Raw genomic sequence first — 23,545 nt, 5'->3', positions numbered from 1 at the left:
TTTGTCCGCTACCATGACCCGGCCGTCGCCCGGCCGGAGCGTCCCCTATATCCTGGCCGCCTGTACCGCGGTCAGCATCCTGTCCACAGACCTGATCACACCGTCGATCCCGGACCTTCCGGAGGCATTCGATACGTCGATCACCGCAGCGCAGTTGACGGTCAGCATCAATCTTGCCGCCTATGCGCTGGCTCAGCTGGTCCACGGCCCGGTCGCAGACGCCATCGGCCGTCGCCGCCTGCTGCTGGGCGCCTTCATCGCCTTCGCCCTGTCCTCGGTTGCCTGCGCGCTGGCGCCGGGGATGAACTGGTTGCTGGGCGGGCGATTCATGCAGGGCCTGTTCTCCAGCGTGCCCTCAGTGGTCATCGTGCTGATGATCCGGGAACTCTACGGTCCAGGCCGCGCGCTGGCTGTCATGGCGATCTATGGCGCCGCGCTGGGCATGGCCCCGGCCATCGGACCGCTCATTGGCGGGTATCTGCATGTCTGGTTCGGCTGGCAGGCGGGGTTCTGGTTCGTCGCGGTCCTGGCGCTGCTTGTCGCGGCCGCCTTCTGGCGCCGGGTGCCCGAGTCGCTGCTGGAAACCCGCCGCCTGCACCTGCGCGGGACGCTGACAGCCTACGGCGCACTGCTGTCGACGCCGCGATTCCTGCGACCTGCGGTGGGTGTATCCCTGATCTTCGCGGCGCTCTACGCCTATGTGACGACCGCACCTGTCGTGTTCATCGAGCTTCTGGGCCTGCCCACGGAACGCTATGGCATGACCAACCTGGCGGTCGTGTCTGCGTTCATCGTTGGCAACGTCGTCGCCTCGCGGCTGGGGCGACGCATGTCGTCGGCGCGCGTTCTGCGGTTTGGAGCGATCATGGCGCTGACCGCGACGGCCCTGCTAGCGGTCCCGATGGCGCTGGGCCAGCTACAGATGGCGGCGATCCTGCTACCGGCGGCACTTTATGGCGGCAGTCTCGCGCTGGTGCTCGCGGCCGGTCCACTCGAGGCGCTGGGCGCGGTGCCGGACGCGCCGCAGGGGCCGGCCTCGGCACTGCTCGGGTCGCTTCAACTGGGGCTGTCGGCTGCTGCGGGCTATCTGTCGGCGCAATTCTACGACGGCACGGCGTTGCCGATGGCGCTGGTAATGCTGTTCTGCGTGGGCTCGGGAGCTGTGCTGATCCTGGCCCCGCCGCTTAGCGGCGAGGCTCGGGGATCAGGCCGCGCGGACTGAAGCGCAGCACGACCAGCAGGATCAGGCCCATCAGGAACAGCCGCAGATGCGGCGCTGCGTCCAGAAGATGCGCCTCCAGCGCCGATCCGTCGGGCAGGACGGTCGAGACTGTTTCCATCAGCCAGATGCCGGCGGGCTCCGCCTCGACCCAGACGAACCAGACCAGGAACGCGCCGAGGATCGAGCCGGTGTTGTTGCCCGAGCCGCCTACGATCACCATCACCCAGATCAGGAAGGTGTAGCGCAAGGGCTGGTAGCTGCCCGGCGTGAACTGCCCGTCAAGCGTGGTCAGCATGGCGCCGCCGATACCGACGACGGCCGAACCCAGCACGAACACCTGAAGGTGCCGCTTCTTGACGTTCTTGCCCATCGCCGCCGCCGCGTCGCGGTTGTCGCGGATCGCCCGCATCATCCGGCCCCAGGGCGAGGCCAGCGCTCGCTGTGCCAGCGCGTAGAGCACGAGCAGCACGATGGCGAAGAGCACTGCGTACATGCCCTTGACGATGACGCCCGAGAACAGTCCCGGGTCCTGCCCCCAGCGCGCGGCGAGATCGATGAACCAGGGCTCTTGCTGAAGCTGGACCTCGTAGGGCACGGGGCGGGGCAGGCCGGTGACGTTCTTGACGCCGCGGCTCAGCCAGTCCTCGTTCTTCAGGATCGCGATGATGATCTCGGAGATACCCAGAGTCGCAATCGCCAGGTAGTCCGAGCGCAGGCCCAGGGCGACCTTGCCGATGACCCAGGCGACACCCGCGGCGGCGATGCCCCCCGCCAGCCAGCCCAGCAGGATCGGCAGGCCCAGCCCGCCGAGGTAGCCGGTCTTGGCCGGATCCACCGCCTCGATCGCGTCGACGGCCGGATCGTAGAAGTGCCGGATCACGAAGTAGCCCACGGCGACGATCACCAGCGTGGCGAGGGTCTTGAGCCTGCCCTCCAGCCTGGCGCGCACCAGAACGGCGGCGAACACCGTGGCGACCAGCGCCACGCCGGCCAGCAGCACGCCGGTGCCGCCCGCCCGCCAAGCCTCGGGCACCGGGGGCATCGAGATCAGCACCGCCGTCACGCCGCCTACGGCCGCGAAGCCCATGATCCCGACGTTGATCAGGCCCGCGTAGCCCCATTGCATGTTGGTTCCCAGCGCCATGACGGCCGAGATCAGCTGAAGGTTCAGGATCGCCAGCGCGACGTTCCAGCTCTGGAACAGGCCGACCGCGACAAGCGCGGCGGCCATGGCGGCGAAAAGCATGGCATTGCGGATCATATCACGCGCCCCCGGAACAGGCCTGTGGGCCGGAACAGCAGCACCACCACCAGGATCACGAAGCTGACGGCGAACTTGTAGTCCGTCGACAGCAGTTGCACGAGCCCGTCAGGCGCCATGTCCTCGGGCACCAGGTAGCCCAGGAAGCGCTTGTAGGCATAGGTCACCGTCACCTCGGAGAACGCGATCAGGAAGCCGCCTGCGATGGCCCCCAGCGGGTTGCCGATGCCGCCGACGATGGTTGCGGCGAAGATCGGCAGCAAGAGCTGGAAGTAGGTGAACGGCTTGAACGATTTGTCGAGGCCGTAGAGCACGCCCGCGATGGTCGCGAGCCCGCCTGCGATCACCCAGGCCCAGAACACCACCCGGTCGGGGTTGATGCCGGACAGCAGGGCCAGGTCCTCGTTGTCGGAATAGGCGCGCATCGCCTTGCCCATGCGGGTGCGGTTCAGGAACCAGAAGAGCGCGATCATGACGATGATCGCCACCACCACGGTCAGCGCCTGGGTGGAGCGGATCGCCAGCCCTTCGGCCAGGCCCGACCATTCCTTGAACTCGCGGGCTTGCACGATGAAACGTGCGCCATCGTCGAAGCGCTGGTCATCGACGCCGATGATCAGACGGACAATGCCGTTGGTCATGAACATCACCCCGATCGAGGCGATCAGGAACACCACCGGCGGCGCCTTCTGCCTGCGATAGAAGCGATAGACCGTGCGGTCGAACATCAGGCATAGCAGCACCGCGCCAATGATGCCGAAGGGCAGGGCCAGCAGCGCGGTCGGGAGCGGCCCGAACGAGATGCCGAGGGCCTGCAGCCCCCACGTCACGAAGATCGTGCACATCGCGCCGAAAGCCATGGTGTCGCCATAGGCGACGTTGGTGAAGCGCAGAACCGCGTAGATCATCGTCAGTCCAAGCGCGCCGAGCGCGAGCTGCGCGCCATAGGCAAGGCCGGGGACCAGGACGAAGTTCGAGAACAGGACGAGGGCGTTCAGGATGTCGGTCATCTCAGCCCCCCAAGAAGCTTTTGCGGACGTCCGGGTCGGCCAGCAGGGCCTGCCCGGTATCGGTGAAGCGGTTGGCGCCCTGGACCAGCACGAAGCCGCGGTCGGCGATGTTCAGCGCTTGCTTGGCGTTCTGCTCGACCATCAGGATCGCGATGCCGGTGGCAGCGACCTCGAGTATGCGGTCGAAAAGCTCGTCCATCACGATAGGCGAGACGCCGGCGGTGGGCTCGTCCAGCATCAGGACCGAGGGCTGGGTCATCAGCGCGCGGCCGACGGCGACCTGCTGGCGCTGGCCGCCGGAGAGTTCGCCGGCGGGCTGGGCTGCCTTCTCACGCAGGATGGGGAACAGGTCGAAGACCTGCTCCATCGTTCCGGTGAAATCGTCCTCCCGCAGGTAGGCGCCCATCTCGAGGTTCTCGCGCACCGTCAGAGAGGTGAACACGTTGGAGGTCTGGGGGACGAACCCCATCCCCGCCGCGACCCGGTCCTGCGGGCTGAGCGCGGTGATGTCCTGCCCGTCCAGCATGACCCGGCCCTTGCGGAGCGGGAGCATCCCGAAGACGGCTTTCATCGCGGTGGATTTGCCCGCACCGTTGGGGCCGACGATCACCGCGATCTCGCCCTTCTCGACGGAAATCGTGCAGTCGTGGAGGATGTCGGCGCCGCCATAGCCGCCGGTCATGGACTCGCCGATCAGGAAGGGCATCGCTTGCCCCCGAACCATGAAAAGGCGAGGTTTTCATCGTGAAAACCCAAGTAACTCATTGATCTTGCAGGCAGACTGTTTGTGAAAACTTCGTTAACGCCGATTCTGGGCTGTTTCGGGGCCGCCCCAGCGGGCCATTTTTCGGCGCTCATGCCTCGACCCCCGGCTTGTTTTTCAGCCCGGTGCCCAGATAGGCCTCGATCACGCGCTCGTCGGATTTGACCTCGTCCACGGTGCCCTCGGTCAGAACGTGTCCCTCGGCCATGACGATGACCGGATCGCAGAGGCGGCCGATGAAATCCATGTCGTGCTCGATCATGCAGAACGTGTATCCACGCTCGCGGTTCAGGCGCAGGATCGCGTCGCCGATCGTGTTGAGTAGCGTGCGGTTCACGCCCGCGCCAACCTCGTCGAGGAAGACGATCTTGGCGTCGACCATCATCGTGCGGCCAAGCTCCAGCAGTTTCTTCTGCCCGCCTGAAAGGTTCCCGGCCAGTTCGTCCGCGACATGGGAGATCTCGAGGAACTCGATCACCTCGTCGGCCTTGGCGCGGATGGCCTTCTCTTCGGTCTTGACCTTGCCGTAGCGGAACCAGCTGTCCCAGAGCGTCTCGCCCGATTGGCCCGAGGGGACCATCATCAGGTTCTCGCGCACGGTCAGGGTCGAAAATTCGTGCGCGATCTGGAAGGTGCGCAGCAGGCCCCGGCCGAACAGCTCGTGCGGCGGCAGGCCCGAAATGTCCTGCCCGTCAAGCAGGACCTGGCCCGAGGTCGGCGCGTAGAGACCGGCGATCACGTTGAACAGGGTGCTTTTTCCGGCGCCGTTCGGGCCGATCAGCCCGGTGATCGATCCCTCGGCGATCGAGAGGCTGGCGCCATCCACGGCGCGGATGCCGCCGAAGTGCATGTGCAGGTCGCGCACTTCGATGATGGGTCGGGCCATGACAGGCTCTTCACGTTAAAGGAAGGACCCAAGGCGCGGCTGCGCCTCGGGTCCCCCGGTTGAACTGTGCGTCGTGTCAGCGGAACTGGACTGTCTTGTACTCGCCCGCCTCGACGACGTATTCGCGATAGGTGCCGGCGGCCTCGCCCGGGCCGATCAGCTCGACATTCGTCGCGCCGACATAATCGACTTCGCCACCCTCGGCAAGAATCTCGAGACCCTTGGCCAGTTCGCCCGGCAGGATCTTCTCGCCCGGCTCATTTGCGACGGCCAGCAGGTTCGCGGCAACCGCCTCGCGGGTGGCTGCGCCGCCGGCCTGCATGGCCAGCGCGATCAGCGCCGCCGAATCATAGCTTTCGCGGGTGAAGGTGGACGAGGGATCCACGCCGCCGGCTTCGGCCACGGCGGTGAAGGCGTCGGTGCCTTCGCCCTCGGACCAGGGAACCGAGCCGATCGAGCCTTCCAGCCCGTCGCCAATGGCTTCCAGCAGGCTGTCGGCGAACATGCCGTCGCCGAAGGCGAAGGTGTCGAACGCGCCGGTGTCGAGCGCGGTCTGCACGATGCCCACGCCGCCCTGGTCGGCGTAGCCAAGCACGACCAGCAGGCCGCCGCCGGCCGCAGCCAGCGCGCCGACCTCGGCCGAGTAGTCGCCCTTGCCGTCCTCGTGCGCGGCGTTGATCGATACCGAGCCGCCCAGCGCCTCGAAGCTGGAGATGAAGCTGTCGCTGAGGCCCTTGCCGTAGTCGTTGTTCGTGTAGGTCACGGCCACTTCGTCATAGCCATTGTCCTTGACGATGTTCGCCAGAACCTCGCCCTGGCGGGCGTCGGAGGGGGCGGTGCGGAAGAACAGGTCGTTGTCCTCGATGCTCGAAAGCGCCGGCGAGGTCGCCGAGGGCGACACCATCACGACGCCGTTCGGCACGGCCACGTTGTTGGCCACGGCGGTGGTCACGCCCGAGCAGTCGGCGCCGACGATGGCCACGACGTTGTCCGAGGTCACCAGGCGTTCCGCCGCGGCGGTGGCGGCGGCGCTGTCGACGCAGGTCGAGTCGGCGCGCACCGGGGTCAGCGTGATGCCGTCCAACAGCTTGCCGCTGTCCGAGACTTCCTTCATCGCCAGCTCGGCGCTGGCGGCCATCGGCGGGGTCAGCGATTCGATCGGGCCGGTGAAGCCGAAGATGATGCCGACGTTGGTGTCCTGCGCCATGGCGGCGCCCCCGACGAGGGCGCCTGCCGCGGTGGCGAGCAGAAGGTTGCGCATGACTATTCTCCCTGTAGGTGCCGGGATGCATGTCCCGGCTGGATTCGACAGTCGGAACATTATCGACTTGCCCGGAACGCGCAAGCCGCCCAAGGGGTTGGCGCAGAGGGAACGGTGCGTCAGATCGCCGGGCGCATCCGGGCCAGCGTCAGCGGCAGCAGCGCCAGCACTAGCAGGATCACCGCCGCCCAGCCGAGGCCGAGCAGATCCGCAAGGCCGCCCATCAGCAGTGCGCCGAGGGCCGAGCCTCCGATCCCGGTCATCACCCACAGGCTCATGACCCGGCCCCGGTAGCCGTCGGTCAGCACCTGCTGCAGCGCCGACTGGACCGAGACGCCCATCACCGTGCCCGCCGCGCCCAGCAGCGCGACCGAGGCGACGGTCAGCGGCCAGTTGGTCGAGAGCGCGACCACAAGCGTCAGGCCGAGGCCGAGGGCAACTGCCGCCACCGCCGGGCGGGGCAGGCGGCCGGGCAGGGGCGCGGGCAGGATCATCACCAGCGCCGCCGCCGCCAGTGCGCCGAGGCCCGCGACCGAGGTCAGCGTGCCGAGACCCGTCGGCCCGCGCTGGAACACGCCGTCCGCGACAAGGGGCAGGATCTCGAGCATACCGCGGCCGAGCAGCGCGAACGAGCCGGTCAGCAGCAGGATCAGCCGTGGGAAGCGGTTGCTCCAGGCATAGCTGACGCCGTGGGCAAGGCCCTCGATCAGGCTGCCGGGTTTCTCGTCCGAGGGCGCGCGGTCGCGGGGTCTGAGCATGCGCAGAGCGATCTGGTTCGGGACAAGGCAGGCCGCGATCACCCAGAGCGCCGCGCCCGGTCCCCAGGCGTGGATCAGCGCGCCGCCGATCGCCGGGCCGATGCTGCGCGCGAGGTTGAAGTTGATCGACGTGAACGCGATCACCGAGGAGACGTGCTCCTGTGCCGCGAGAAGTGGGCCGAGGCTCATCCGGACCGGGTGGTGCGCCGACATTATGAACCCGTAGGTGAGCGAGAGCAGGGCAAGCGCGGTCTGTCCCAGCATGTCGGCGGAGTACATCGCCGCCGCCAGCACGGCCAGTCCCAGCAATGCGGCCTGTGCGGTCTTGGCCGCCGGGATCAGCGGCACCCGGTCGATCAGCGCACCGAACACCGGTCCCGAGAGCATCGTGGGGGCAAATCCGAGAAAGGCGACAAGGCCCACGAAGGCCGCCGATCCGGACAGTTGCCATGCGATCCAGGCAAATGTGATGCGCTGGATCCACATCGCCTGGAGCGAGAACGCGGCCCCCGCCAGGTAGAGCCGGAAGCTGCGGGATTTCAGGGCGGCGAAATTACCTTTTATCTTTCGTGGCTTGTCACGTTGTCGGGGTGGTTCTGGGTCTTTGTGGGCAGTGTCGTCGAGGCTATGAACTAAACGCATAACGGCTTTTCCAAAGGGACCGCTTGAGGCTTTCGCCAAAGCGTCCATATTGCAGTGCAACAGGAACCGGGAAGTCGGGCAATGCCCGATCGGGACGGTGGATCACAGATAGCATGATCCGCCCGCCGTGCCAGCCCAGGTTCCCGGCCGGCGCCCCGCCATGGGCGGGCTACGGTGGCCGGACAGACGGCGCGGACCAGCCGCGCGACCGGGAGGAGGGGCACAGAAGGCCCCTGGGAACTCTGAACCGGGGCATGGCCCCGACGGAACACGAAACCCGCGGCAATGACGCCGCACCGCGCGCAAGGCGGTACGGGCTGCACGAAGCAGCCGGACCTTGCGGCGACACGAGATGGGCCTTTGGCCCGATGAAAGGAAGATACGATGGCTACCACGACCCACAACACCGCCTATGCCGCCCGCCCGACCTTCGGCGAGCGTTTCAACGCCGTGCTGCGCGACCTGCGCGCCCGCTACGAAGAAGCCAAGCTGGTTCGCCGCACCGAAGCCGAACTTCTGGCCCTGACCGACCGCGACCTGGCCGACCTGGGCATTTCGCGCTACGACATCCCGCGCATCGCTCGCGAAGCTGCCCGCACCGTCTGAGAGACAGGGCGGCGCGTCGTGTGATCGACGCGAGCACGATATTGCAAAAACGCCTGGCGATCACGCCAGGCGTTTTCGTTTTGTGCGTCATGATCCGGACAGAAGCGACCCGGCGAGCCGTGCCGCGCCCGGATAACGTCGGTCGAGGTGATCGACGGTAATCTTTCCGCCGGATAGGTCCCAGGCATCAACGCGCTCGCCGCTTGCGACGAGGATGGCGAGCGGTTGCTTTCCGCCTGCAACTCCCACCCCATGCGCCCCGCGTATTGAATGGACACCGCAGACGACCAGTGCCGCGACGCGCCGTCCCGCGACGGTGGGCCCGATATCGAGCGCCAGGCTCATCGCCCGGTCCCCACGCCGTAACCCGCCCATGCGAAGCGCAGGACCGGAAGGGCGAAGCGGGCTGGGATCAGGCCGATTTCGGCTTCTAAGCGCCCCTCCAGATGCCGTCCGCCGAATTCGGGGCGCAGAGTGATCGCAGTCTCTGCCGGTAGCGCCGATGGCAAGGCATAAAGCAGCGGCGACAGTGCCCCGAACACCGCGCCGGTATCCGCCGGATCGTCGAGTCCCAGGACGCCGTCGACTTCAAGCTTGCGGAGCCGGATCTCTCCCAGCAGGTCGGGGATCAATCGGACGCCGGCCATGAAAAGACGCCGGGTCCGCGCGGTATCCCTATGCTTGGCGGGCCGGGCCTTGGCCTTCTGCTGCGGCTTTGCTTCCTGTTTGCGCTTGTCGCTGTCCCAGGCCGGAAGCGGCGGTATCACCCCGCCCAGCGCGCTGATCCATATCTGCGCGCGGCGATGGGGCTCGGTCCCCGCTGTCAGGCGTATCCGGACAGGCAGCATGAGGGCTGCCACCAGCAGCAGCCCTAGCGCCGCGAGCACCCAGAGCAGCGCGGTCACCATCGCTCGCTCAGCCGCCGGAGCCCTTGTTCGCGTGTTCCATCGCCTTGCCGGCGACGTCGCCGATGGCCTCGGCGATGTTCGAGGCGGCGCCCTTCACAGCCTCGACGCGGACGCCCTGCGAGTCGAAGATGATCGCGCCCAGCGGCTTGATGCCGCCGCCCGCGCCCGTGCCCGACCCGGTGCCCGACTTGCCTCCGGTATTGCCGCCCGCGCCGAATCCGAACCCGAAGCTGACGATCGGGATCACCGTCGTCCCATCGCGTTCGATCGGATCCCCCAGCACGTTGCGCGCATTCAGCAGGCGGTCGAGTTCCTCGACCGTGCCCTTGAGCAGCCGTTCCACGTCTTCCATTGCCCCCTCCTTCTGAAGACTCTTGTGGCGGCAGGATCACCTCTGACGCGCGGCCGCGCCTTGACCGGTATCAAGTCCCCGGCACGCGGCCCGGGGCGCTTGATCCGCGATTGGAGCGGTCGTAATCTGCGCCCGCGTGGCGCACGGCGATGGCGTCGCTGACCAAGGCCGCCGCGCAATCATCTGTTCGATGATCCCCTGTCCTGAACGCCCGGACGAGACGCCGGGCGCGTGTCGTCGCGTCCGGTCCTTGGACGAGGATGCGCCATGTCGAGCGAACGCCCAGACCGCTTCACCTGCCACAACGGCGAAAAGGCTCCGCTGCCCTTCAGCGCCGCCGAGTACGACCGGCGACTGACCGAGCTGCGCCGCATCATGGCCGCGCAGGACCTGCCGGCCGTGCTTCTGACGTCGATGCACAACATCGCCTACTACTCGGGGTTCCTCCATTGCAGCTTCGGGCGGCCCTATGGCTGCGTGGTGACACAGGACGCTTGCGCCACGGTCAGCGCGAACATCGACGGCGGACAACCTTGGCGGCGCTCGGTGGGCGAGAACGTCATCTACACCGACTGGCGGCGCGACAACTACTGGCGCGCGGTGCGCGAGTTGGTCGGCCCACCGACCCGGTTGGGGATCGAAGCGGATCACCTGACGCTGGCGCAGCGCGACAAGCTGGGCGAGTTCCTGGGCGCCGAGCCGGTGGACATCGCCCCGGCGACCATGGCCGCGCGGATGCTGAAGTCCGACGAGGAGATCGCCCTGATCCGCGAGGGGGCCCGGATCGCGGATCTGGGCGGCGCTGCCATACGGGATGCGATCCGCACCGGCGCGCGGGAGATCGACGTGGCGATGGCCGGGCGCGATGCGATGGAGGCCGAGATCGCCCGCGCGCATCCGGACAGCGAGTTGCGCGATACCTGGGTCTGGTTCCAGTCCGGGCTCAACACCGACGGCGCACACAACCCGGTGACCACGCGGGCGTTGCGATCGGGCGATCTGCTGAGTCTCAACACGTTCCCGATGATCTCTGGCTACTACACTGCGCTGGAGCGGACGCTGTTTCTGGGCGAGCCGGATGCCGAAACGTTGCGGCTGTGGCGCGCGAACGTAGCTGCTCACGAACTGGGCCTGTCGCTGATCCGCCCCGGTATCAGTTGCGCCCAGATCTGCGCGGAGCTGAACCGGTTCCTCGAGGGCGAGGGTCTGCTGCAATATCGCAGCTTCGGCTACGGGCACTCTTTCGGCATCCTCAGCCACTACTACGGCCGCGAAGCAGGGCTGGAGTTGCGCGAGGATATCGACACGGTGCTTGCGCCGGGGATGGTCGTCTCGATGGAGCCGATGCTCTGGGTGCCCGAGGGCACGCCGGGCGCGGGCGGCTACCGTGAGCATGACATCCTGATCGTCACGCCCGAGGGCTCCGAGAACATCACCGGCTTTCCTTACGGTCCCGAGGCGAACGTGATCCCCGGCTGAGGCCGGACGCACGGCTCAAATCGGTACGGAACAATGACAGGGGTGGGGAATTTCCCTCAACGGGCGCGCTGTGTGTGGCGCGCTCGTGAGAGACATTGAGCCGACAGACCGCTAAGACGCCCGAGAGGATTCCTTGAAGCATTTGGCCAGCCGCCTTGGATTGCGCACCGACCCCGTAATTTTCTTCTTCTCCGCCGGTTTCATGGCGCTTTTTGTCCTGCTTCTGGTTTTGCTGCCCGGTCCCATCGGCGAGGCCTTTGCCATGGGGCGGGCTTGGATCGTCCGCAACCTCGGTTGGTTCTTCATCCTCGGCGTCAATGTCTGGCTGGGTTTTCTGATCTGGGCCGCCAGCAGTCGGCACGGGCATATCCGGCTGGGACCGAAGGACAGCAAACCCGAGTACTCGGACCTCAGCTGGTTCACCATGCTGTTCGCGGGCGGCATCGGCACTGTCTTGATGTTCTGGGGCGTGGCCGAGCCGATCAGCCATTTCTCGAAACCGCCCCTGCCGGGCGTTGCGCCCTACTCGGAAGAGGCGGCACGGGATGCGATCTCGATCGCGATCTATCACTTGGGCCTGCACACCTGGACGATCTTCACGCTGCCGGGGCTGGCCTTCGCCTACTTCATCAACCGCTACGATCTGCCGGTGCGGGTGAGTTCGGTCTTCTACCCGCTGCTGCGCGAGGGAATCCATGGGCCGATCGGCAAGGCCATCGATATCGCGGCGATTCTCGGCACGCTTTTCGGCGTGGCGGTGTCGCTGGGGCTGGGCTCAAGCCAGATCGCGGCGGGGCTGTCGGCGCTTTTCGGTTGGGGCGACGGCGTCGGGCTGAAGGTGGCGATCCTCGCGGTGCTGACATTGGTCGCGGTCGGCTCGATCGTCGCGGGGCTCGACAAGGGCGTGAAGGTGCTTTCGAACATCAACATCGGCCTGGCGGTCGGACTGATGATCTTCGTTCTTGTGACCGGCTCGACCCTGTTCCTGCTGCGCGGCATCGTCGAGACCTTCGGGCTCTATTTCGAGAACCTGCCGCGACTGGCGTTCTGGAACGACATGCTGGCGAACCAGAACCCGGACAATGCGGACTGGGGCTGGCAGGGCAGCTGGACGGTGTTCTACTGGGCCTGGACTGTAACCTGGTCGCCGTTCATCGGCCTGTTCGTCGCGCGCATCTCGCGCGGGCGCACGATCCGGGAGTTCGTCTTCGGCGTGCTGCTGGCGCCGTCGCTGTTCACGCTGGTCTGGTTCGCGATCTTTGGCTGGCAGGCGATGGAGATTGACGGGATCGGCCTCGCGCACCGTGCGGGCATGAACGGCAGCGCCGGCGAGATCAGCGTGGCTGTCGCCGAGTCCGTGCCGCTGGCGATGTTCGCCTTCTTCGAGCATTTCCCGATGGTCGAATTGGTGCAGGGACTGGCCGTGGTCATCGTGGCGATCTTTTTCGCGACCTCGTCCGACTCGGCCTCGCTGGTGGTGGACATGCTCTGCACCGGCGAGCAACGCCCCGGCCCGGTGGGTCAGCGTGTGTTCTGGGGCGCGGCTGAGGGGCTGGTCGCGGCCATGCTGATCGTCCTGGCCGGCGACGCGGGTCTGACCGCCCTGCAGGAGGTCATCACCGTCGTCGGGCTACCGATCTTCTGCCTCGTGAGCATGATGATCCCGTCGATCATCCGCGGCTTCGCGCTTGAGGAGATCGACCACATCACGATCGGCAAGCGGCCCGAGCTCGAGGAGTTCTAGAACGGGATCGAGTCGGCTGCGCTGAGATAGGAGGCGACGACCTTCTTGGTGCCCGCCTTCTCGAACTCGACGGTCATCTTGTCGCCTTCTATCTCGGTGACCGCGCCGTAGCCGAACTTTTGGTGGAAGACCCGCTCGCCCAGATCGAACGCGGGCGTCGCCTGCGCGTCGATGACCATATTGCGCGCTTCCTGCGGCTGGCGGGCCGACCGGTGACCGGCGCGGGTCTGCATCCGCTTCCAGCCGGGCGAGTTGTAGACATCGGCGCGCGCCGCCTTCTCGGGCAGGTCGCTGCCGCGCATCACGCCGGGAATCTCGTGCGCCGCCGGGGCCGCCGCGCCGTAGCCGCCGCCGTAGAGGCCGGGTGGCGTCAGCACCTCGACATGCTCGGCCGGGAGTTCGTCGATGAAGCGCGAGGGCAGGGCCGATTGCCATTGGTTGTAGACACGCCGGTTCGCCGCGAAGCTGATCGTGCAGTGCTTTTCGGCGCGGGTGATACCGACATAGGCGAGGCGGCGTTCTTCCTCGACGCCCTTCAAGCCGCTTTCATCCATCGTGCGCTGGCTGGGGAAGAGGCCGTCCTCCCATCCCGGCAGGAAGACGCAGGGAAACTCGAGGCCCTTGGCCGCGTGCAGCGTCATGATCGAGACCTTGGCGGCGGCGTCCTCCTGCTCGTTCTCCATCACCAGGGAAACGTGTTCCAGGAAGCCTTGCAGGTTCTCGAACTCGTCGAGCGCCTTCACCAGTTCCTTGAGGTTTTCCAGCCGGCCCGGCGCTTCGGGCGTCTTGTCGTTCTGCCAGAAGGCTGTGTAGCCGGATTCGTCGAGAATGATCTCGGCCAGTTCGACGTGTGTGTGCGTGCCTTCCGCAAGCAGCTTGGACCAGCGGTCGAAACTGTCGATCAGCGCGCGCAACTCGCCCGCCGCCTTGCCCTTGATCCCGCCGTCGGCCAGCGCGATGCGCGCGCCTTCCAGCAGCGAGACGCCGTTCATCCGGGCGGCCTGGTTGATGGTCTGTTGCGCCTTGTCGCCGATGCCGCGCTTGGGGACGTTGACGATGCGTTCAAAGGCGAGGCCATCGTCGGGGCTGACCACGACGCGGAAATAGGCCATCGCGTCCCGAATCTCCATCCGCTCGTAGAAGCGGGGGCCGCCGATGACGCGGTAGGGCAGGCCGATGGTCAGGAATCGGTCCTCGAAGGCGCGCATCTGGAAGGACGCGCGGACAAGGATCGCCATGTCGTTGAGCGAGAGCGCCTCGTGCCCGCGAGTGCCGCTTTGATAAGCCTCGACCTCCTCGCCTATCCAGCGTGCCTCTTCCTCGCCGTCCCAGTGGCCGATCAGGCGGACCTTGTCGCCCTCGTCCGCGTCGGTCCAAAGTGTCTTGCCAAGCCGCGACTCGTTTGCCGCGATCACGCCGCTTGCCGCCGCGAGGATGTGCGGCGTCGAGCGGTAGTTCTGCTCCAGCCGGATCACGGTCGCGCCTGGAAAGTCCTTTTCAAACCGCAGGATGTTGCCCACTTCGGCCCCGCGCCAGCCGTAGATCGACTGGTCGTCGTCGCCGACGCAGCAGATGTTCTTGTGTCCGCCCGCCAGCAGCCGCAGCCAGAGGTACTGGGCGACGTTGGTGTCCTGGTACTCGTCCACCAAAATGTAGCGGAACCAGCGCTGGTATTTCTCCAGCACGTCGGGGTGTTCCTGGAAGATGCGGACCACATGCAGCAGCAGGTCGCCGAAATCGACGGCGTTCAGGACCTTGAGCCGTTCCTGGTACTGCTCGTAGAACTCGGTGCCGCGATGGTTGTAGGCGCCGGCCTCCGACCCCGGCACCTGGCTTGGCGTCCAGGCGCGGTTCTTCCAGCGGTCGATCAGGCCCAGCAGCATCCGCGCGGGCCAGCGCTTGTCGTCCACGTTCTCGGCCCGGATCAGCTGCTTCAGCAGGCGCAGCTGGTCGTCGGTGTCGAGGATGGTGAAGTTGGTCTTGAGCCCGACCAGTTCGGCATGGCGGCGCAGCAGCTTGACACAGATCGAGTGGAAAGTGCCGAGCCACGGCATTCCCTCGATCCGGCCGCCGACGAGCCCACCGACGCGGTCCTTCATCTCGCGCGCGGCCTTGTTGGTGAAGGTCACGGCGAGGATCTCGTTCGGCTGGGCTTTGCCGGTGGTCAGCAGATGCGCGATCCGCGCGGTCAGCGCCCGCGTCTTGCCGGTGCCCGCGCCTGCCAGCATCAGCACCGGACCGTCGAGTGCTTCGACCGCTGCGCGCTGGGCGGGATTCAGCCCGTCGAGATAGGGCATCGGACGCGCCGCCATGGCGCGTTCCGACAACGGTCGCTGCTCCCATTCCTCGAAGGCGCGCGATTCATCGTGTTGCCAACTGCTCATGGCCCCAGATTTAGCGTCAAACGCCGGAAATGAAAAGTATGTTCGCCAGATGTTCCATGTTTCGGCATCGCGTGCGCCGCTGGGTTGTCGACGGGGGGCTTCCGCCGATCTAGGGTCATGTCAGAAGTGACGAGGCCGCCCCATGACCCGACCCCGCAGCAAGGTGCTGATCCTGTACGCACACCCGTCGCCCCGCCGGTCCGAGGTGATCCTGCCGATGGCGCGCGTTGCGGAATGGGTCCCGGGCGTGACGGTCGTCGACCTCTATGGCGAATACCCGAACCTGGACATCGACGTGGACACCGAGCACGAGCGGCTGGAAGAGAACCAGGTCCTGATCTTCCTGCACCCGTTCTACTGGTATTCGACGCCCGCAATGCTGAAGGAATGGCAGGATCTGGTACTCGAATACGGCTGGGCCTATGGCGAGAACGGCACCATGCTGCACGGCAAGACCTTCTTCAGCGCCTGTTCCACCGGCGGTCCGGCGGATGCCTATGGGCCGGGCGGGTACAACAACTTCACGATGCGCCAGCTGCTGGCCCCGCTGGAGCAGACGGCGGCGCTGTGCGGAATGCGCTACCTGCCGCCCTTCGTGCTGCACGGCGCACGCTCGGCGCGGGAGCGGGGCCAAGTCGAGGCGCATCTAGAGCGTTGGGAGGACCTTCTCGAAGCGCTGGTCGACAACCGGCTGGATCTGGACCTGGCGGCGCAGGGTGACGAGATGGACCTCGAGCGCCACCTGATCGCGGAGGACTGAACGGTGGCCACGTTCCTCTACCAGGCGTTCATCTACCTGCTTGCAGCGGTGATCATGGTGCCGATCGCCAAGCGGCTGGGGCTCGGTTCGGTACTGGGCTACCTGATCGCGGGCATGATCATAGGCCCGATCCTGGGCATCGTCGGCACCGAGACGCAGGACCTTCAGCACTATGCCGAGTTCGGTGTGGTGATGATGCTGTTCCTGATCGGGCTGGAGCTCGAGCCACGCCACCTGTGGGGCATGCGGCACCGGCTGCTGGGCCTCGGCGGCTTGCAGATCAGCGTGACGACGGTGCTGATCACGCTGGCGGCGATGGCGTTCGGGCTTCACTGGACTGTGGCGCTTGCGATCGGTCTGACGTTCTCGTTGTCGTCGACCGCGATCGTGATGCAGACGCTGGGCGAGAAGGGGCTGACCCGCACGGACGGTGGGCGTGCGGCCTTCAGCGTGCTGCTGACCCAGGACATCGCGGTGATCCCGATGCTGGCGCTGATCCCGCTGTTGGCGGCGCCGCAGCTTATCGAGGCCACCGACGCCGGACTTTCGAACATCATCTTCACTGCCGGGGGTGGTGGCGAGGACATGAACCTGCTGGAGGGGCAGCCGGGCTGGATCGTTACTCTCGTGCTGCTCGGCTCGGTCGGGGTGATCGTCGGTGGCGGTCATTTCCTGACACGACCGGTTTTCCGCTTCCTGTCTGAGGCCAAGCTGCCCGAGATCTTTACCGCCGCCGCGCTGCTGCTGGTCATCGGCATCGCCCTGCTGATGACCGTGGTCGGCCTGTCTCCGGCGCTGGGGACCTTCCTTGCGGGTGTTGTGCTGGCCAACTCGGAGTACCGGCACGAGCTGGAAGCGGACATCGAACCCTTCAAGGGCCTGCTTCTGGGCCTCTTCTTCATCACCGTCGGGGCGCTGATCAACTTCGACGCTTTCGCCCAGGACGCATTTCTGATCGTCAGCCTGACGCTACTGGTGATGGCACTGAAGGCGGGGGTGCTGTTCTCGCTGGCCAAGCTGTTCCGGATCCGCGGCTCGGCGGGCTGGCTGTTCACGCTGAGCCTGGCCCAGGCGGGGGAGTTCGGCTTCGTGCTGGTCAGCTTCACGACGCAGAACGGCGTGATCCCGCGCGAGACGGGGCAACTGCTTAACATGATCGTCACGCTTTCCATGCTGCTGACGCCGGTGCTGTTCATCGCCTACGACAAGCTGATCGCCAGCCGGGTCGACGTCGACAGGCCCGACGACGACGAGATCGACGAGACCGGACCGGTGATCATCGCGGGCCTCGGCCGCTTCGGGCAGATCGTCAACCGGATGCTGCTGGCGAACGGCCACAAGACGGTGGTTCTGGACTATCACAACGACCTGATCTCGGGGCTGCGCAAGTTCGGCGTGCGTGCCTTTTTTGGCGATCCCTCGCGACCGGACCTGCTGCTGGCTGCCGGCATCCGCGACGCCCGGGTGATCGTGATCGCGGTGGACGATCCCGAGGCCGCCGTGAAGATGGTGGACTATGTCACTCGCGAACATCCGCATGTGCACGTCGTCGCCCGCGCCTATGACCGGGAGCATGTCTACCGGCTTTACGCCGCCGGGGCCCGCGACATCGTCCGCGAGACCTTCGACGCGTCCGTTCGCGCCGGGCGCTACGCGATGCTGGCGATGGGTCATCATCCGTTCGAGGCCGAGCGCGCCGCGCGGCTCTACGTCAAGCAGGACCGTGCAGACCTCGCCGACCTCGCGCGGCTTTGGGACCCGGACCTGACCCTGTGGGAGAACGAGGCCTATGCCGACAAGGCCCGCGAGATCAATCAGCGCCTGAACGAGTCGATGATGGGCCTGCGCCGGACCCTGCACGAGAAGGCCGAGCGCGCATGGACCCCGCCGCCGAAGGGCGGGACTGTAAACCGGAACAAGGGGGCGGCGGACGACGCGAACGAAGACACGCCAGACGCGCCGGAAGTAGAGGGCAAGGTATGATAAGCATCTTTTCTGCCAGCAAGGATCTCAATGACCGCTGGCTCGGCAATCGCTGGCTGAACGACCGTGGGCTGCACGCCGCGCGGATGCGTGCCGCTGATATCGCCAACGAGATGCGACGGCGGGGAAGGACCGGAAGCACCGACGCGGAGACCCTCCGCCGTGACGGCTGCGTCGAGATCCGGGATTTCCTGCCCCCCGAGCGGTTCGACGCTCTTTCACGCGAAGTCGAAGCGACGGTCGCGCGGGTCGCCGAACAATCCCCGCTCGGACCGTCTCACGACGAAGGTTTTGGGAAGCCGAAGCATTTCCCGTGGGGCTTCGACCGGGCTGACGGCGGCACGATCAACCGGTTCATCAACATCGACCCCGCAACCATGCCCGAGACGGCGAGAGCCGCGGCGGACGAACGTCTGTCATCGCTGAGCAAGGCCGCAGTCGGACTGCCTTTTCCTGCCAGCAAGGTCTCGATCTACATCACCCGCCACGGCCGGCAGGTGGACGCCCACGATGACCAGAAGGACATGCACCGGGACACGTTCCATGCGTCAGTCAAGTTCTGGTATTTCCTGCGCCCGGTGAAGCTGGAGCAGGGGCCGTTCATCTTCGTGCCGGGCACGCACCGGCTCGATGCAAAGCGGCTGGCCTGGGAAAACTCCGAGGCGCAACGGATCGTGCGGTGGCGGCGGGGCACCCGTTTCGGAGCGTTCCGCATCGACGAGGACAAGCTGCACGATCTGGATATGGCCAAACCGCGCGTATTCGAGGTGCCGGCGAACACGTTGGTTCTTGCCGACACACTTGGTTTCCATCGTCGCGGTGACGCGGTAGACGGGGCCGAGCGCTTGTCGCTTTATGGCTCGCTCAGACCCTTCCCATTCGCCCCGATCGGACGCTGAGGCACGCAATTCCATTGCAACTGGTGCGTGCCGCCGAATAACCTGCCTGCCAAAATAACGGGAAATGCACGGTGTCGCGCAGCAACAGCGTCTACAAGGAAGCCTTCAACCGCAGTCTGGGGTATATCGCAGATCTGGGGCGTGGCGCACAGTTGCCGCCCGAGGCGGAGCTTGCGACGGTTCTGAACTCAAGCCGCACGACCGTGCGGGCGGTGCTGGACCATCTCAGCCAGACCGGCATCATCGTCTGGGAAGGCCGCCGCAAGCAGGTGCTTCGCGCGCCGGTGAAGGCGGACTACTTTCCCGAGGACGAGACCAAGTCCGCCGGCGAGAAGATCGAGACCCGGTTCATGGAGTACCTGCTGGGCGGCGATCCGCGCCCCGGGGCTATCCTGCGCGAGAGCGAGTTGGCGCGGGAGTTCGGCGTCAGTTCCTCGGCGATCCGCGAGTACCTCATCCGGTTTTCGCGTTTCGGGCTCATCCGTAAGGAGCCGAACCGGCACTGGGTGCTGCTGGGCTTCACCCGCGAATATGCATCCGAGCTTTTCGACGTGCGCGAGATGTTCGAGGTCCGCGCCTTCGAGGCGTTCGTCGCGTCGGGCGGTATCGCGGAAGAGGCAGAAACCCTGCGGGAGATGCGTAAGGCGCACCAGTCGCTGGCGGAGTATATCGACGAGGACTACCTGAAGTTTCCTCGCCTAGACGAGCAGTTCCACAGGTTGTTCATCGACCGGCTCGACAACCGGTTCATCGGTGATTTCTATGAGCTGATCTCGCTGATTTTCCACTTCCACTACCGCTGGCACAAGGGTGACGAGAAGGCCCGGAACTTGACCGCCACGCACGAGCACCTGGCGGTGATAGATGCGCTGCTGGCAGGCGACAGAGAGGCCGCGCGCGTTGCCTTCGAAAAGCACCTGCAGTCGGCGCGTAGCACGCTGATGGACTCGGTCGTTTTCGACTGAAGGGGCTTGTGCCGGGCCTCGAACACGGCATTTCGTCGATCCGATTGTATGTTGCGCCGCGACAAGCTAGCTTGCGGCGCAACAATCCCGCACGAAGGCTGCTTCCCATGAAAACATTTCGCAAGATCCTGATCGCAAACCGAGGCGAAATTGCCATCCGAGTGATGCGCGCCGCGAACGAGATGGGGAAGCGAACAGTCGCGGTCTTTGCGGAGGAGGACAAGCTCTCGCTGCACCGCTTCAAGGCGGACGAGGCGTACCGCATTGGAGAAGGGATGGGGCCGGTTGCGGCCTATCTTTCGATTCCCGAGATCATCCGCGTCGCCAAGATGTCCGGCGCCGATGCGATCCACCCGGGCTACGGCCTGCTTTCTGAGAACCCCGAGCTGGTCGATGCCTGCGAGAAGGCCGGCATCACCTTCATCGGCCCCAAGGCCGAGACGATGCGCGCGCTCGGCGACAAGGCCAGCGCCCGCCGCGTGGCGCTCGAGGCTGGGGTGCCGGTCATTCCGGCGACCGAGGTCCTGCCCGACGACATGAACGAGGTGCGCCGGATGGCCGAGGAGGTCGGCTATCCCTTCATGCTCAAGGCCAGCTGGGGCGGCGGCGGGCGCGGCATGCGCCCGGTGATGAGCCCGGACGAGCTTGAGGACAAGGTGCTGGAGGGCCGGCGCGAGGCCGAGAACGCCTTCGGTAACGGCGAGGGCTATCTGGAGAAGATGATCCTGCGCGCCCGGCACGTCGAGGTGCAGATCCTCGGCGACCAGTTCGGCGGAATGTATCACCTGTGGGAGCGTGACTGCTCGGTCCAGCGCCGCAACCAGAAGGTCGTCGAGCGCGCTCCGGCGCCCTACCTCAGCCAGGAGCAGCGCGAAGAATTGTGCGCTCTGGGCCGGAAGATCTGCGCCCATGTCGGCTATCACTGTGCCGGCACCGTCGAGTTCCTGATGGATATGGACAGCGGCGCCTTCTACTTCATCGAGGTGAACCCCCGCGTCCAGGTCGAGCACACCGTGACCGAGGAGGTCACCGGCATCGACATCGTCCGCGCCCAGATCCTGCTGGCCGAGGGCAAGACCATCGCCGAGGCGACCGGCGTCGACAGCCAGGACGGTGTGCGCCTGAACGGCCACGCGATCCAGTGCCGCGTGACCACCGAGGACCCGCAGAACAACTTCATCCCCGACTACGGCCGGATCACCGCCTATCGGGGCGCGACGGGCATGGGCATCCGCCTCGACGGCGGCACCGCCTATTCCGGTGCGGTCATCACCCGCTACTACGACTCGCTGCTTGAGAAGGTCACCGCCTGGGCGCCGACGCCCGAGATGGCGATCGCCCGCATGGACCGCGCCTTGCGCGAGTTCCGGATCCGCGGCGTCAGCACCAACATCGCGTTCGTCGAGAACCTGCTGAAGCACCCGACGTTCCTGAACAACGAGTACACGACGAAGTTCATTGACTCGACGCCCGAGTTGTTCGAGTTCGCGCCGCGCCGCGACCGCGCCTCGAAGGTGCTGACTTATATCGCTGACATCACCGTAAACGGGCACCCCGAGACGCAGGGCCATCCGCGCCCGGCCGAGACCCAGGCCAAGCCCCCTGCGCTGCGTGCGGATGCGCCGCCGCCGGGAACGAAGACGCTACTGGACGAGAAGGGGCCGCAGGCGGTTGCCGACTGGATGCTGGCGCAGGAGCGGGTGCTGCTGACCGACACCACCATGCGCGACGGCCATCAGAGCCTGCTGGCGACCCGGATGCGCAGCTATGACATGGTGCAGGTCGCGGACGCCTATGCGCACAACCTGCCGCAGCTGTTCTCGATGGAATGCTGGGGCGGCGCGACCTTCGACGTGGCCTATCGCTTCCTGCAGGAATGCCCGTGGCAGCGTCTGCGCGACCTGCGCACGCGGATGCCGAACATCCTGACGCAGATGCTGCTGCGCGCCTCGAACGGGGTGGGCTACACCAACTACCCGGACAACGTGGTAAAGGGTTTCGTGGCGCAGGCCGCCGAAAGCGGCGTCGACGTGTTCCGCGTCTTCGACAGCCTGAACTGGGTCGAGAACATGCGCGTCGCCATGGACGCGGTGCTGGAAAGCGGCAAGATCTGCGAGGGCACGATCTGCTACACCGGCGACATCCTGGACCCGGACCGGGCCAAGTACGACCTGAAGTACTATGTCGAGATGGGCCAGCAGCTTAAGGACGCGGGCGCGCATGTACTGGGTCTGAAGGACATGGCGGGTCTGCTGAAACCCGCCTCGGCGGGCAAGCTGATCCGCACGCTGAAAGAAGAGGTCGGGCTGCCGATCCACTTCCACACGCACGATACTTCGGGGATCGCGGGGGCGACCGTTCTGGCGGCCGCCGAGGCCGGTGCGGATGCCGTGGACGCGGCGATGGACGCGCTGTCGGGCGGGACCTCGCAGCCTTGCCTCGGCTCGATCGTCGAGGCGCTGCGCAACACGCCGCGCGACACGGGGATCGATCCGGCGGTGATCCGCGAATTTTCGGACTACTGGGAGGCCGTGCGCCGCAAGTACGCGGCCTTCGAAAGCGGGCTGATGGCCCCGGCATCCGAGGTCTACCTGCACGAGATGCCGGGGGGGCAGTTCACCAACCTCAAGGCGCAGGCGCGTTCAATGGGGCTGGACACCCGTTGGCACGAGGTCGCCAAGATGTACTCCGAGGTGAACCAGATGTTCGGCGACATCGTGAAAGTGACGCCCTCGTCCAAGGTCGTCGGTGACATGGCGCTGATGATGGTCGCACAGGGCCTGACCCGCGCGGACGTCGAAGACCCCGGGCGTGACATGTCCTTCCCGGATTCGGTCGTCGACATGATGCGCGGCAGCCTCGGTCAGCCTCCGGGCGGATGGCCGGCGGCGCTGCAAAAGAAGATTTTGCGCGGCGAGGAGCCCGAGTTGGGCCGTCCCGGTGCAAAGATGGCCCCGGTGGACATGGAGGCCGCGCGTAAGGAGATCACCGACAAGCTGGACGGCGGCGAGGTCGATGACGAGGACCTCTGCGGCTACCTGATGTACCCGAAGGTCTTCACCGACTACCGCCAGCGGCACGAGATCTACGGTCCCGTCCGCACCCTGCCGACGCCGGTCTTCTTCTATGGCATGGAGCCGGGCGAGGAGATCTCGGTCGAGATCGACCCGGGCAAGATCCTCGAGATCCGCCTGCAGGCCGTGGGCGAGACCAACGAGGAGGGCCAGGTCCGCGTCTTCTTCGAGCTGAACGGCCAGCCGCGCACGATCCGTGTGTCGGACCGCAAGGTCTCGGGCAGCGATGTGGCGCGCGCCAAGGCGGATATGGCGAACCCGGCCCACGTCGGTGCACCGATGCCGGGCGTGGTCGCCAGCATCTCGGTCTCGGCGGGCCAGTCGGTGGCCGAGGGTGATCTGCTGCTGACCATCGAGGCGATGAAGATGGAAACGGGGATCTACGCCGACCGCGACGCGGTGGTGAAGGCGGTACACGTTCCCGCCGGCGCGCAGATCGACGCCAAGGACCTGCTGGTCGAATTCGAGGCCGACTGACGGAACAGGCCGCCCGGGCATTCGGGCGGCTCCTCGCCGATGCGCCGGGCGGCCTTGATAGCGTCGTCGCCCGGCTGCAAAAGGACCCGGTATCAGCACGGGAGGCACCGC

19 protein-coding genes are annotated in these 23,545 nt (G+C 66.2%); 9 read left to right on the top strand and 10 right to left on the bottom strand.

The annotated features are described in order from the left end of the window. The first annotated feature begins 13 nt into the window (after nucleotides 1-13). Nucleotides 14-1,222: a multidrug effflux MFS transporter gene (locus ACW9UR_RS08255; protein WP_458916486.1), complete on the top strand. Its 1,209-nt coding sequence runs from the start codon at nucleotides 14-16 to the stop codon at nucleotides 1,220-1,222. Here the strand turns inward: ACW9UR_RS08255 and ACW9UR_RS08250 are convergent. From ACW9UR_RS08250 to ACW9UR_RS08225, 6 genes are all read right to left on the bottom strand, one after another. Then, nucleotides 1,185-2,483, bottom strand: a complete 1,299-nt coding sequence (locus ACW9UR_RS08250) for a branched-chain amino acid ABC transporter permease (RefSeq protein WP_458916485.1) — start codon at nucleotides 2,481-2,483, stop codon at nucleotides 1,185-1,187. The genes ACW9UR_RS08255 and ACW9UR_RS08250 overlap by 38 nt on opposite strands. After that, on the bottom strand, nucleotides 2,480-3,493 hold the full coding sequence (locus ACW9UR_RS08245; protein ID WP_458916484.1) for a branched-chain amino acid ABC transporter permease: 1,014 nt from the start codon (nucleotides 3,491-3,493) through the stop codon (nucleotides 2,480-2,482). Before ACW9UR_RS08245 ends, ACW9UR_RS08250 begins: the two co-directional genes overlap by 4 nt. A gap of 1 nt (nucleotide 3,494) precedes the next feature. Then, nucleotides 3,495-4,199, bottom strand: coding sequence for an ABC transporter ATP-binding protein (locus tag ACW9UR_RS08240; protein ID WP_458916483.1), 705 nt, complete (start codon nucleotides 4,197-4,199; stop codon nucleotides 3,495-3,497). A 148-nt stretch (nucleotides 4,200-4,347) separates the two neighbouring features. Further along, nucleotides 4,348-5,130 carry an ABC transporter ATP-binding protein gene (locus tag ACW9UR_RS08235; RefSeq protein WP_458917164.1) on the bottom strand — a complete coding sequence of 261 codons (783 nt, stop codon included), beginning with the start codon at nucleotides 5,128-5,130 and terminating at the stop codon, nucleotides 4,348-4,350. 88 nt (nucleotides 5,131-5,218) lie between these two features. Then, nucleotides 5,219-6,403, bottom strand: coding sequence for an ABC transporter substrate-binding protein (locus ACW9UR_RS08230; RefSeq protein ID WP_458916482.1), 1,185 nt, complete (start codon nucleotides 6,401-6,403; stop codon nucleotides 5,219-5,221). Nucleotides 6,404-6,522: 119 nt separating this feature from the next. Then, complete coding sequence (locus tag ACW9UR_RS08225; protein WP_458916481.1) at nucleotides 6,523-7,803, bottom strand: MFS transporter; 1,281 nt, start codon at nucleotides 7,801-7,803, stop codon at nucleotides 6,523-6,525. A gap of 384 nt (nucleotides 7,804-8,187) precedes the next feature. Between ACW9UR_RS08225 and ACW9UR_RS08220 the strand changes: the two genes are divergently transcribed. Next, on the top strand, nucleotides 8,188-8,409 hold the full coding sequence (locus tag ACW9UR_RS08220; protein WP_458916480.1) for a DUF1127 domain-containing protein: 222 nt from the start codon (nucleotides 8,188-8,190) through the stop codon (nucleotides 8,407-8,409). An 87-nt stretch (nucleotides 8,410-8,496) separates the two neighbouring features. Here the strand turns inward: ACW9UR_RS08220 and ACW9UR_RS08215 are convergent, their stop codons facing one another. The 3 genes from ACW9UR_RS08215 to ACW9UR_RS08205 are packed head-to-tail and all read right to left on the bottom strand — an operon-like array spanning nucleotide 8,497 to nucleotide 9,669. Then, the gene (locus tag ACW9UR_RS08215) at nucleotides 8,497-8,754 is read right to left on the bottom strand and encodes a hypothetical protein (RefSeq protein WP_458916479.1); all 258 of its coding nucleotides are present in this window, start codon (nucleotides 8,752-8,754) and stop codon (nucleotides 8,497-8,499) included. Beyond that, on the bottom strand, nucleotides 8,751-9,317 hold the full coding sequence (locus ACW9UR_RS08210) for a hypothetical protein (RefSeq protein WP_458916478.1): 567 nt from the start codon (nucleotides 9,315-9,317) through the stop codon (nucleotides 8,751-8,753). Before ACW9UR_RS08210 ends, ACW9UR_RS08215 begins: the two co-directional genes overlap by 4 nt. A 7-nt stretch (nucleotides 9,318-9,324) precedes the next feature. After that, complete coding sequence (locus ACW9UR_RS08205) at nucleotides 9,325-9,669, bottom strand: GerW family sporulation protein (protein ID WP_458916477.1); 345 nt, start codon at nucleotides 9,667-9,669, stop codon at nucleotides 9,325-9,327. 267 nt (nucleotides 9,670-9,936) lie between these two features. On the opposite strand from ACW9UR_RS08205, the gene ACW9UR_RS08200 reads away from it, so the two are divergent. Together ACW9UR_RS08200 and ACW9UR_RS08195 are read left to right on the top strand one after the other, a co-directional pair. After that, nucleotides 9,937-11,148: an aminopeptidase P family protein gene (locus tag ACW9UR_RS08200; protein WP_458916476.1), complete on the top strand. Its 1,212-nt coding sequence runs from the start codon at nucleotides 9,937-9,939 to the stop codon at nucleotides 11,146-11,148. Between the two features lie 133 nt (nucleotides 11,149-11,281). Then, nucleotides 11,282-12,892: a BCCT family transporter gene (locus ACW9UR_RS08195; RefSeq protein WP_458916475.1), complete on the top strand. Its 1,611-nt coding sequence runs from the start codon at nucleotides 11,282-11,284 to the stop codon at nucleotides 12,890-12,892. On the opposite strand, the gene ACW9UR_RS08190 is transcribed toward ACW9UR_RS08195, so the two are convergent. Beyond that, complete coding sequence (locus ACW9UR_RS08190; protein WP_458916474.1) at nucleotides 12,889-15,276, bottom strand: ATP-dependent helicase; 2,388 nt, start codon at nucleotides 15,274-15,276, stop codon at nucleotides 12,889-12,891. The genes ACW9UR_RS08195 and ACW9UR_RS08190 overlap by 4 nt on opposite strands. Before the next feature lie 142 nt (nucleotides 15,277-15,418). Between ACW9UR_RS08190 and ACW9UR_RS08185 the strand changes: the two genes are divergently transcribed. The 5 genes from ACW9UR_RS08185 to ACW9UR_RS08165 all read left to right on the top strand — a co-directional run bounded on the left by ACW9UR_RS08185 (nucleotide 15,419) and on the right by ACW9UR_RS08165 (nucleotide 23,434). Continuing rightward, nucleotides 15,419-16,036 carry an NAD(P)H-dependent oxidoreductase gene (locus ACW9UR_RS08185; protein WP_458916473.1) on the top strand — a complete coding sequence of 206 codons (618 nt, stop codon included), beginning with the start codon at nucleotides 15,419-15,421 and terminating at the stop codon, nucleotides 16,034-16,036. A gap of 3 nt (nucleotides 16,037-16,039) precedes the next feature. Beyond that, nucleotides 16,040-18,019: a monovalent cation:proton antiporter-2 (CPA2) family protein gene (locus tag ACW9UR_RS08180; protein ID WP_458916472.1), complete on the top strand. Its 1,980-nt coding sequence runs from the start codon at nucleotides 16,040-16,042 to the stop codon at nucleotides 18,017-18,019. Continuing rightward, on the top strand, nucleotides 18,016-18,918 hold the full coding sequence (locus ACW9UR_RS08175) for a phytanoyl-CoA dioxygenase family protein (protein WP_458916471.1): 903 nt from the start codon (nucleotides 18,016-18,018) through the stop codon (nucleotides 18,916-18,918). Before ACW9UR_RS08180 ends, ACW9UR_RS08175 begins: the two co-directional genes overlap by 4 nt. A gap of 71 nt (nucleotides 18,919-18,989) precedes the next feature. Next, nucleotides 18,990-19,883 carry a GntR family transcriptional regulator gene (locus ACW9UR_RS08170; protein WP_458916470.1) on the top strand — a complete coding sequence of 298 codons (894 nt, stop codon included), beginning with the start codon at nucleotides 18,990-18,992 and terminating at the stop codon, nucleotides 19,881-19,883. A gap of 107 nt (nucleotides 19,884-19,990) precedes the next feature. Beyond that, on the top strand, nucleotides 19,991-23,434 hold the full coding sequence (locus ACW9UR_RS08165; RefSeq protein WP_458916469.1) for a pyruvate carboxylase: 3,444 nt from the start codon (nucleotides 19,991-19,993) through the stop codon (nucleotides 23,432-23,434). Nucleotides 23,435-23,545 lie beyond the last annotated feature (111 nt).

The organism is Halovulum sp. GXIMD14794 (assembly GCF_054457455.1).
The sequence above is the reverse complement of the archived record's forward strand: the minus strand, read 5'-3'. Positions and strand labels throughout refer to the sequence as shown.